This is a genomic window from Microvirga sp. HBU67558 (assembly GCF_018069605.1).
Taxonomy (GTDB): Bacteria; Pseudomonadota; Alphaproteobacteria; order Rhizobiales; family Beijerinckiaceae; genus Microvirga; species Microvirga terrae.
The window spans coordinates 1-9,161 of sequence record NZ_JAGPUP010000413.1 but is presented as its reverse complement, the minus strand read 5'-3'; the positions used below and the strand labels follow the sequence as shown (position 1 = coordinate 9,161).

Sequence of the window (9,161 nt, the reverse complement as noted above, 5' to 3'; positions counted from 1 at the left end):
TCCATCCGCGGCCCTCGCCGCGTAGGCTTCAATCCGGTGTCTCAAAAACTGCGGGCGGTACAGGGCCCTGCTCTCGAAGAGTATTTTTCGACGGTCGAAAGCGACACGAACTGGATCATCGAGAAGTTAGTTTGTGCAGCCAGACAGCGAGTAGATCCCCAACTCGGTCCGTCAGAGTTCGAGACTTGGACCCGCTTCTTCATCTATCAACAGAAGCGCGTTCCAGACTTTTTCAAAGCGGTCAGTGACAATGAGGTTACTCCGGAGCGGATCGATGCGATCATAGGCGAATATGAGGCTGCGGTTGGGCCTGTTCCCGCGGAAATCCGGGAACAGTTTAAGAGCCCGGAATTCGTTGAACGCTTTAAGCAGAATTCGCTTGTGGCGGCTATTCGTGATCCATCCCCGATGGTCGAGCAAGCTCTGCGCCGTAAGGGTCTGGCCATCGCAGTCATAATTCGAGACACTCAATCATTCATCTTGGGAAGCAGTCCAATGGCACGGTTAGGCGTCCGGAACGGCTCGTCTCTTGATAATCCTGAGGTCGAGCTTTGGCTGCCGGTCGCCCGAGATGTGGCTGTAGCGCCATATGGCAGTCCAGGTGAGATCCGGATCGAGGGTATCGGCGGCCAACACGTTCGCAGGATCAATCAGACCATCTTTGCCCAAAGCACCATAGTAGCTTCCGGGTCCAAGCAACTAGTCGAGTCCTTGCTTGTTCCACGCTAGAGGCCCTTGATGCTCCTGCAGTTGGGAGGAGCGCTGCCAAGGGAATTGACTGGCCGACGGCCTATCGGGTCTGGGGATCGTATAGGGGCATACCTTGGCGTACAGTAGCCGCATGAAAGGCGATTGGGGATGACTATGGATGAGGCGACGCTCCGGATCCTCAAAATGGCTGAAGAGCTGGCGGGCGACGAGCAACGCGCTGTGATCTGGTTCGAGCAGCAGCCAATTCCGGGCTGGGACGGAAAGACAGCCTATGACCTCGTCCAACAGGGCAAGGCGGATAAGGTCCTGGCCTATCTGGAAGCGGTAAAATCCGGCCTCTATTCATGAACCAGGAAGGGCGATGTCGATCCGTGCCGATTGGATTCAGCTTACATACCAAAAGCGATGATATCGCCGGCGTTGCGCCTCTCCTCGACCAGCTGCTCCAGGAACATTGACCTTCCAACCGGGTTGTAATACCGTGTATTACAAATAGGAGAGGGCTGATGCCGAAACCGGAACTGTCGGATCCGATCACCCTGCGGCTCCCCCTTGAGGTTCTGCGCGAAATCGAGGGGATCGCAGAAGCTACCGACCGGACCAGGTCATGGGTCATGGTCCGCGCCCTCAAGCTGTATCTCGCTGGCGAGGGTAAGGATATTCTCGCGGCCGTAGAGGGCCGCAAGCAGATCGCCAGCGGCCAGTCTCACGATATGGAAGACGTCCTGAACGAGATCGAGACCATCGCCAACGGCAAGGCGGCTTGATGCGCGTCAGGCTGTCCGAGAACGCCCGGGCCTACCTACTTCGAGAGACCGCCTACCTAAGGAAGCTGAACCCGGCCGCGGCGCGGAACCTGTCCCGCCAGATGCGGAACGCCCAGCGCAACCTGGCGGCATTCGACGGGATGGGCTTTGAAAGCGAGGAACTGCCGATCAGGGGGATGCGCCGGCTCGTCGTCGGAGACTATCTGATGGACTATGAGGTCGTTGGCAACGAGATCCACGTCCTCGCCATTCGTCACGGGCGCCAACTACCTCCGGATGTGCCTCTGGACGACGATTACGACTACGAGGCGGACTGACCATCCTGTCCAACTGCATCGGCAACAATCTCCGGCTCAATCAAGAGCACGCTACCAAACCGACGCTCAATCTCGGCCGCCGCGAGCTCTGACGCCTCAATAGTGATGCGGTTAGGATCAGTCCCGCCTCTAATCCAGACGCCTGGCATCTCCCGAACGTAGTCCTCTGCTGTGGATGGGCTCGCCTGAGCTTCCCGTCGAGTCGCGACAACGTAGGTGGACATTGGCGATCCTCCTTATTTCCAAAAAGGAACATATATGGAACATGAAACTTGCGCACACGGTCAAGCTCAACCTGCAAAAAGGAAGCTGTTTGTTCAAAAAGAAGGATCGACCGGCCTCATGAGTAGTCGACGTCCCGACCGAAATCAGGAGGACGATCGAGTTCGAGATCCTGCAACGGGGCGGACGCCAAGAGAGCCTTCAACCCTTGCTCCGGGGAGTGGATCTCCGGCTCAATCGAGAGAACGCTACCGAAGCGGCGCTCAATCTCCGCTGCCGCAAGGTCTGTCGCCTCGATGATGACGCGATTGGGATCGCTGCCGCCCATGATCCAAACGCCCGGTACTTCTCGGACATGCTCCTCGGCTGTCGTATGACTGGGCTGGGCCTCGCTCCTCGTAGCAACAACGTACGTGGCCATCGACACCTCCACTCGGGCTTGACTATGAATAGAACGTAGGACGAACATCGCTGCGCAACAATACCGTCGCGCCTTCATGGTATGCGATCCAAGGGATAACGACGGCAGTTGAAAAGGGGCGAACATGATCCGGCTGACACTCGCTAGTTTAAGCCTTGTCGCGGGGGCCGGAGTTGCTGTGGCCCAAACATCTACCGCTACACCGACCGAGGTCTGCCGCGCTGGAATAGCCGCCGTCATGGGGCGTGATCCCTCGATCATGAAACTGCGGCCTGAGGCAGATTTCCTCTGGGTCACCTACACCCGCCCGACGGATAAGAAGGTCTGGTCCTATCGCTGCCGCGTGAGCGGAAACAGGATTGAATGGGCTGATGAAGCCGGTCAGTGGCGGGACAAGCCGAGCAGCACTCTCGTCACATTCGAGATCATTGATGGTGGCAAGGCAATCAAAATCACTGAAGATTATCGGGACGGCTCAAAGGCGGATAAAACCTACCCTCGGTCGAAACTGCGATGAATCAGGAGACGACGCGTGATCCGAGCAATCTGCTTTGACGCCTTCGGGACGCTAGTCGAGATCACCGACAAGCGGCGGCCGTTCCGTGCCTTGCTGCGGGGAGTGGGGAAGGGCATCACGGCCGAGGAGGTCCTCACTAAGCCTCTCAGCCTCCGAGAAGTGGCCGCAGGTGTCGGCCACGAGCTCGGGGAAGGCGACCTGGCGAAACTGGAAGCGGACCTGCAGGCTGAATGTGCCTCTATCCGCCTCCGGCCCGGGATTGCCGAAATATGGCAGTCTCTTCGGGAGCGAGGCCTTCGGATCGGCGTCTGCTCAAATCTGGCGTTGCCGTATGGGCCGCCGCTCCTAGCTGCCCTGCCAGACACTCCAGATGCCGTGATCCTCTCTTATGAGGTCGGGCTTGCGAAGCCGGATCTAGCCATTTTCAGGCTGGTGTGCGATCGGCTTGGTCTACAGCCGGCGGAAATCCAATTTGTGGGCGACACGCCGTCAGCCGACGTCGATGGACCACGAGCAATCGGCATGCCGGCGCTGCTGATTTCGGAGTTGGAGGCCTATTTGGATCGGCGAGTCCATATCGTCGGTGATCTGCCTGAGGATATTGTCGCGCTGATCGAGGCGGCTGTCGAGGCGGCAGAATCTGAGGTCTATGAGGATGGCGCAGCCATGAAAGCGGAACTGGCAAGAGCCTTCGCTGCCCCTGAGGCCTCTTACCAACCGCTCACGGCGGATGAAGTTATCGGGCGCAACTCCCAGCAGGCGCCATCCGATAGCCCGTCCATGCCGGCTACCTTCATTAGAGGATCCGGACTTGGGCGATTGGTCAGCCTGGAGGAGGGCAAAGCTCTGCTTGGTAAGATCACGGTCGATGACGATTCAACCGATTGGGCCGCATCCGAGCTCCTGAGCGCGACCGAGTTGGCGGAGAGGCTTCACGTCCCCCTGGCGACCCTGGATACCTGGCGCGACGCCAATAGAGCGGTCGCCTTCCGCAATGACGCTGGAGAGTACATCTACCCGGTCCGACAATTCGACGGGGCCGAGCCGGTAGAGGGGCTTGATCAAGTGGTCGGGTTCTTTTCCTCGCAAGAGGAGGCGTGGGAGTGGCTTGTCACGCCCTGTCGATACACCAATGACGAGGCTCCGATCGACCGGCTGCGCTCAAAGCACGTCAAGGAGGTCGCCAGAGCTGCGGAAGGTGAAAGTGATTTTCATTAGTTTAGGGCGCGACGGCTCGCCGGAAGAAATCCTCGACTTCACCATCAGCCTCTCCAAGGATGGAGACGTGATCTCCGTCGACCTCGATTAATCGCGAATTGCTCGTGACCTTGCCGATCAACTCCCTCGCAGAGGAGACCGGAATTACCGGATCCTGTTTGCCATGGATTGCGATGACCGGTGCCTTCACGCGAGTGATCCGCAAATCCGAGCGCATAGGGTCTCGCATCAGAAATCCTGGAAGATACCGGAACTGCCGCTTTGCGAGACTGAGCAGGGATGCATAGGGCGCTTCGAGGTATGCCCCGATAACCGGATGGGTCGCAGCCATGGCGACAGCAACCCCCGTACCCAGCGAGTGGCCGTGGACCAGAATGGCGGACTCAGGAGCAGCCTTTTGAACGAAGGATATAGCGGCTTCACCGTCCGCTAGGATCCCAATTTCGCTCGGAGAACCGGTCGAGCCTGGATATCCTCGATATGCGATGGCTAGGACGCCCCAGCCATGAGCGGCCCACGGCCCATTCGAGAACCGGTCTGCGGCCCAACCCGGAGCACTGGCGTTGCCATGAAATGACACGACCACGGGGCGGCCAGCTTGCGGTGCTTTCCACAGTCCATAGAGACGTTCACCGTCGGCGGTCTCGACCGTGACCTCCTGAACTTCTGGGGAGAGCTGCTCCATGCGCGCGACCGGCGGCAGGAGGTGTCGCGGGAAAACCAGATGGCGCTGGGTGACAAAAACAAGAAGAGCAATGGCCAGCCAGATCCCGATGACCACGGAGATGATAATTGCGAGCACTCGTTTCACGAACCTAGTTCGCCCTTCCTAATCGTTTCGTCGTACGCTTCTTCAATAATGCGCAACCATTCACGCTCGGCTTCGGCCATCGAAAGAATTTTCGACCACTCCGGATCTTTCTCCCAGCCTTTGCCCCAGTGACTATCGAGAAGCCGATCCAGGGCCTCGCAAGCACCCTTTTCACGCGCGCTCAGCTGATAAAGATCTGCATTGGCGAGCTTTAGTTTGACCGCGAGTGGATAGACAAAGGCAGCGATCACCATGTGCTGCCAGTTTTTCCAGTTCCGGCTGAAGTCAGACTTTGGGCCGCGGTGTGCTCTTGAACTTCTCGCCTCGTAAAATTCCTTCATCCATTTGCGGTGTCAGGGCCACGTCTGCTGCACCCTCGCAAAATCCGGTCGATAATCAGCTTTCACTCTCTTCGCCTGAGCTACGGTCCGGTCAGCGTAGGGGGCCCAAAGATCTGCGAGCGTCTCGGCGGTACCTTGAGCAGTCGCCTGAGCGGGCTCCAGAAGTCTCTCAAACGCCATAGCTGATAGCATGATGCAGCTTTCCCAATCGAGTTCCGGAACCTCGGCGTTTCCCAAAAGGGAGAACTCACGAGACGAGGCGATCGGATCCCATACAGGGGCCTTCGACCTGCGTGCTTTCGCAAGGGCATTAGCGAGGCGGAAATTAACGACCTCGCACCTGGTGCCCTCTACCTGAGACGGTCGCTGGAACACGACATCCTTGAACCGGACACCACCGATGCGAAGCCCACCGCCTCGCCGCGGATAGAACAATCCGATCTGATCCGACCCGGCGGTGATCCGCCGCCCTGCTTCTTAGGCAGCTTCCGCATCTGGCGTTTGTCTGCTTGTGCGTTACGGCGGCTTTGAACCAGGATGTCGAGCACGGCTCCGTGCTGGTCAACGGCTCGCCACAACCAATGCTTCTTGGCGCCGATGCTAATCGCAACCTCATCAAGGTGCCACTTGTCACCAACTGCCGGCAGACGCCGGCGGATCTGGTTGGCAAAGCATTGTCCGAACTTCAGCGCCCACTGCCTCACGGTCTCGTGGCTGACCTCGATCCCTCGGGCGGCGAGCATCTCCTCGACCATCCGGAGGCTGAGCGGGAATCGGAAATACAGCCACACCGCGTGGCTGATGACCTCGCCAGGAAAGCGGTAGCCGGCGTAAGGGGACTTGGTGGCGGACGTCATGCTGCCACCTACCCGTCGCGGCCTGCCTTGCCAAGCCCCGCCCCAAGTTGGCGGTGCCCCCGGGAAGCCTCAGGGCCCCGATCCATTCCCCCAACACTTGGGAGAACCGAAAAGAGGCTATAGGCAGAGCCGGGGAGTTTGATGGGAAGTGCGGAGTTGAATTCTTGAACCGGGAAAGAGCCATCATGGACGACTGGTATCCGGTCAGACTGGCGCCGCGTGACAAAACCCCTGTGATCCTCTGGATCGAGGACAGGCAGGCACCGCCGGCCTATCCGGTGACGGTCGGAGTCTGGGAAACCGACGACATCACCAGAAAGAGCTACTGGCGCGTCTTCGGAGAGCGCTACGGCACCCATATCTACTTCGATCGTCACATCATCGGCTGGCGACCGCTGCCGTGCGTGGATCGCGCCTGAGGAGCAGCCCCGAAGAGGGACTATCGGCATGACCGAGGAAAGTTAGAGTAGGACAGAACGGAATTCTGAGGGACCAGTCAATGTGGAGCGGCGGAAACCATTGGCTCGATTTTCTGTTTTGGGCGGCAATCCTGCTCGGGATGGTTTTCATTGCAAGGCTCCACGCACTCTCATGAAGCGCCATGCCTGACGAACAATTCCCGATCCGAGACGATAAGGTCGAGGCCGTGGCGCGCGCGATCCTGCGCGAGACCATCGAGCGCTCAAGCTGGTATCCCGAGTTACGTGGGAAGCGGCGCCTCGAGCAGATCGATCAGGACGTGGAGCGGCACTGGCATCTAATGATCGATGAGGCTCGGAAGCGGCTGTTGCAGGGCATTCGTCAGAGCCAAGGCGGTTGACCGGGCCGACAGAGCCAGATCCTAAAGCCGTGAAAGTGGGAAGGGGCGACTGATCTATGACGCAACCAGTCACAATTGCCTACCCGTGCCTGAAGTGCGGAGCAGGGCAAGCAATCCTGCCGCCCAAGATTGAAGCCGCAGGCTTAGTCCGGTGCTTCCAATGTGGTCGAGAACACGGGCGCTTGGATGAGGTCCAAAAAGAGCTCGCCAACAAGGCCCGCGAGGAGAGCTCTCATAAGTTGCAGCAGATCTACCGAAATCGCCCCACAGGCAAGAACCGCTCATCCTGAGATGGGCCGAGCTGAGGTAAGTGGTAGAAAGGCAGAGCGAATTGAGAACTGTGGAATGTCGATCTACTGGATGAAGACCGACGACGTGTACCCGGACGGCGGCTATAAGGACATGTCCTTCATGGCCTTTGATCCCGAGGTGCGTTTCCCGCGCTTCCACATAACGAAGAGCGATGAGACCATAGGCAACGTCCACCTGGTCAAAGGCGGCCTTCAGTCGGGGCAGTGGCAGTAGTCCATGACGGTAGCGTTGCCCGGTCCTCCCTATGGCAGTCCCACCAATGGCGTGGAAGCAAGCCGGGGTGCAGCCGCTCGGCGCGTCGTGGGATTTACCGGCACTATCTGTCCACCAGGCCGGAGCAGTATCCTCGCTCTCGGGCAAGTCGCCAAAGCCGCGGTGGATGAGGTAGGGCGAGGTTCTGGAGGGCAGATGCAAGAGGAATTTTCTGATCCAAGTGGGGCGCAGCCACAGGCTGAGATTGAGCGATATGACCGCAATGTCGAGCCTGGTGAACCTGCCGCGATCCGCGAGACCGAAGGCCATTCGCTCCGGTTCATCCTGACCGCGGTCGAGGTAGTCAATCCGAAGCAGGGGCGCGTTTACCTGAAAAAGGCCCCGTCTTCCGGCGGGACAACATTCTACATGAAGAGCGGCAAGAACTATGGAAGTCCGACAGGGCAATCCCGTCTGGTCATCCCGACGTCCGAGGTTCGTGCGTTTGCGGAGGAACACCCCCGCGGCCGGATGGGCTGGTCCAAGGGCTGAACTTTCGTGCCTGACGAGCTCCGGTCCCCGATCAAGCACCATTTGGTGCTGCACCGGATCGATCTGGTGCAGGGGATCCGGCACCTCGACTCCCTCATGATCGAACAGGATCTGTTCGGGACCGTGCGCCTGGTGCGCAACTCGGGCCGGATCGGAACGAACGGGCAGGAGCTGGTGGAGATCCACGAGGATGGAATCTCGGCCGGCAAGGCACTGGAGGCGCTAGCCGCCCTGAAGCGCCGGCGCGGGTATCGGGATTTATAAACCGCCTCAGTCGAGGTGCGAGACCGCGCTCCAGACGCAAAAAACCCTGCCCGCTGCGGGGCAGGGCTAAGTCTCTCCTCGCCTTCGGAGTGTCCGAAAACAAGAACCAGTAGGGCATACGGTCCCCACCCTGTCAAATCCACGAAGTGTTAACGTCTTGGTAAGCACAATCACCGTCATGGCCTCATCAAGGAGGGCCTAAACCGGAGCGGTGTTGCATCTTTGCCATAGTCTTTTTTTCCCGCCTCTCCATAACTGTCTCAAGATCTCCTCGCCTTAAGGATTCTCCTCATGAAAACCCGTCTTCTCGGCTTGCTCGCCGCCACCGCCTTCGCGACTGCTGGCATTTCCGCTGCGTCCGCTGCTGACCTGCCGATGCGTGCCGCTCCGCCGGCTCCCTACATCGCTGCCGTTCCGGTCTTCACCTGGACCGGCTTCTACGTCGGTGCCCAGGTCGGCTATGGCTGGAATGCCAACGACAACGACATCGTTCTCCCGAACGGGTTCGTGGTGCAGAGCGGCGACTTTGGTGACAGCGGCGACGGCTTCCTGGCCGGTGTCCATGCTGGGTACAACTACCAGATCGGCTCGTTCGTGGTCGGTGTTGAAGGCGATGTTGAAGGCGTGTTCGGCGACGACAACGATGACGTCGTCATCATTGGCCCCGGCGGCGGCGTGTTCACGAACTACGGCTTCGCGGGCAACGCTCTCGACTGGCAGGGCTCGATCCGCGCTCGCGCCGGTTTCGCGGTTGACCGCGCTTTGATCTACGCGACCGGTGGCTTCGCGTTCGCTGGTGTCTCGGATGGTTTCGGCATCCTTGGCAACGACGACACGCT

General features: G+C 59.2%; 14 protein-coding genes and 2 pseudogenes. 12 read left to right on the top strand and 4 right to left on the bottom strand.

Annotated features, from left to right (window positions below; genetic code table 11):
* From KBI52_RS03645 to KBI52_RS03630, 4 genes and pseudogenes are all read left to right on the top strand, one after another.
* Window positions 1-729, top strand: a 729-nt coding sequence (locus tag KBI52_RS03645; RefSeq protein ID WP_210805388.1) for a hypothetical protein, incomplete at its 5' end; no start/stop codon positions are given.
* Between the two features lie 150 nt (window positions 730-879).
* Window positions 880-1,059, top strand: a pseudogene (locus KBI52_RS03640) (antitoxin Xre/MbcA/ParS toxin-binding domain-containing protein); the annotation flags it as partial.
* 158 nt (window positions 1,060-1,217) lie between these two features.
* Complete coding sequence (locus KBI52_RS03635; protein ID WP_210805384.1) at window positions 1,218-1,478, top strand: CopG family ribbon-helix-helix protein; 261 nt, start codon at window positions 1,218-1,220, stop codon at window positions 1,476-1,478.
* On the top strand, window positions 1,478-1,795 hold the full coding sequence (locus KBI52_RS03630) for a type II toxin-antitoxin system RelE/ParE family toxin (RefSeq protein ID WP_210805382.1): 318 nt from the start codon (window positions 1,478-1,480) through the stop codon (window positions 1,793-1,795). The genes KBI52_RS03635 and KBI52_RS03630 overlap by 1 nt, the downstream gene beginning before the upstream one ends.
* 340 nt (window positions 1,796-2,135) lie before the next feature.
* On the opposite strand, the gene KBI52_RS03625 is transcribed toward KBI52_RS03630, so the two are convergent.
* Window positions 2,136-2,438, bottom strand: a complete 303-nt coding sequence (locus KBI52_RS03625) for a hypothetical protein (protein WP_210805380.1) — start codon at window positions 2,436-2,438, stop codon at window positions 2,136-2,138.
* Between the two features lie 124 nt (window positions 2,439-2,562).
* Between KBI52_RS03625 and KBI52_RS03620 the strand changes: the two genes are divergently transcribed.
* Both KBI52_RS03620 and KBI52_RS03615 read left to right on the top strand, forming a co-directional pair.
* Window positions 2,563-2,955: a hypothetical protein gene (locus tag KBI52_RS03620; protein ID WP_210805379.1), complete on the top strand. Its 393-nt coding sequence runs from the start codon at window positions 2,563-2,565 to the stop codon at window positions 2,953-2,955.
* A gap of 15 nt (window positions 2,956-2,970) precedes the next feature.
* Window positions 2,971-4,173, top strand: coding sequence for an HAD family hydrolase (locus tag KBI52_RS03615; RefSeq protein WP_210805377.1), 1,203 nt, complete (start codon window positions 2,971-2,973; stop codon window positions 4,171-4,173).
* A 1-nt stretch (window position 4,174) separates the two neighbouring features.
* On the opposite strand, the gene KBI52_RS03610 is transcribed toward KBI52_RS03615, so the two are convergent.
* From KBI52_RS03610 to KBI52_RS03600, 3 genes and pseudogenes are all read right to left on the bottom strand, one after another.
* Window positions 4,175-4,984: an alpha/beta hydrolase gene (locus KBI52_RS03610; protein WP_262266229.1), complete on the bottom strand. Its 810-nt coding sequence runs from the start codon at window positions 4,982-4,984 to the stop codon at window positions 4,175-4,177.
* Window positions 4,981-5,325, bottom strand: a complete 345-nt coding sequence (locus tag KBI52_RS03605; RefSeq protein WP_210805375.1) for a hypothetical protein — start codon at window positions 5,323-5,325, stop codon at window positions 4,981-4,983. Before KBI52_RS03605 ends, KBI52_RS03610 begins: the two co-directional genes overlap by 4 nt.
* 452 nt (window positions 5,326-5,777) lie before the next feature.
* A pseudogene (locus KBI52_RS03600) lies at window positions 5,778-6,182 on the bottom strand (IS6 family transposase); the annotation flags it as partial.
* Window positions 6,183-6,367: 185 nt separating this feature from the next.
* Here KBI52_RS03600 and KBI52_RS03595 point away from each other — a divergent pair.
* The 6 genes from KBI52_RS03595 to KBI52_RS03570 all read left to right on the top strand — a co-directional run.
* The gene (locus tag KBI52_RS03595) at window positions 6,368-6,601 is read left to right on the top strand and encodes a hypothetical protein (protein WP_210805373.1); all 234 of its coding nucleotides are present in this window, start codon (window positions 6,368-6,370) and stop codon (window positions 6,599-6,601) included.
* Window positions 6,602-6,783: 182 nt separating this feature from the next.
* Entirely contained in the window at window positions 6,784-7,002 is a 219-nt protein-coding gene (locus tag KBI52_RS03590) for a hypothetical protein (RefSeq protein ID WP_210805371.1), read from the top strand.
* A gap of 345 nt (window positions 7,003-7,347) precedes the next feature.
* Window positions 7,348-7,527, top strand: coding sequence for a hypothetical protein (locus KBI52_RS03585; protein ID WP_210805369.1), 180 nt, complete (start codon window positions 7,348-7,350; stop codon window positions 7,525-7,527).
* 195 nt (window positions 7,528-7,722) lie between these two features.
* A complete protein-coding gene (locus KBI52_RS03580) occupies window positions 7,723-8,058 on the top strand; it encodes a hypothetical protein (RefSeq protein ID WP_210805367.1) in 336 nt (111 codons plus the stop codon).
* Between the two features lie 6 nt (window positions 8,059-8,064).
* A complete protein-coding gene (locus KBI52_RS03575; protein ID WP_210805365.1) occupies window positions 8,065-8,322 on the top strand; it encodes a WGR domain-containing protein in 258 nt (85 codons plus the stop codon).
* Window positions 8,323-8,613: 291 nt separating this feature from the next.
* Window positions 8,614-9,161 (top strand): outer membrane protein (locus tag KBI52_RS03570; RefSeq protein WP_210805363.1); only part of this gene is annotated, 548 nt, incomplete at its 3' end.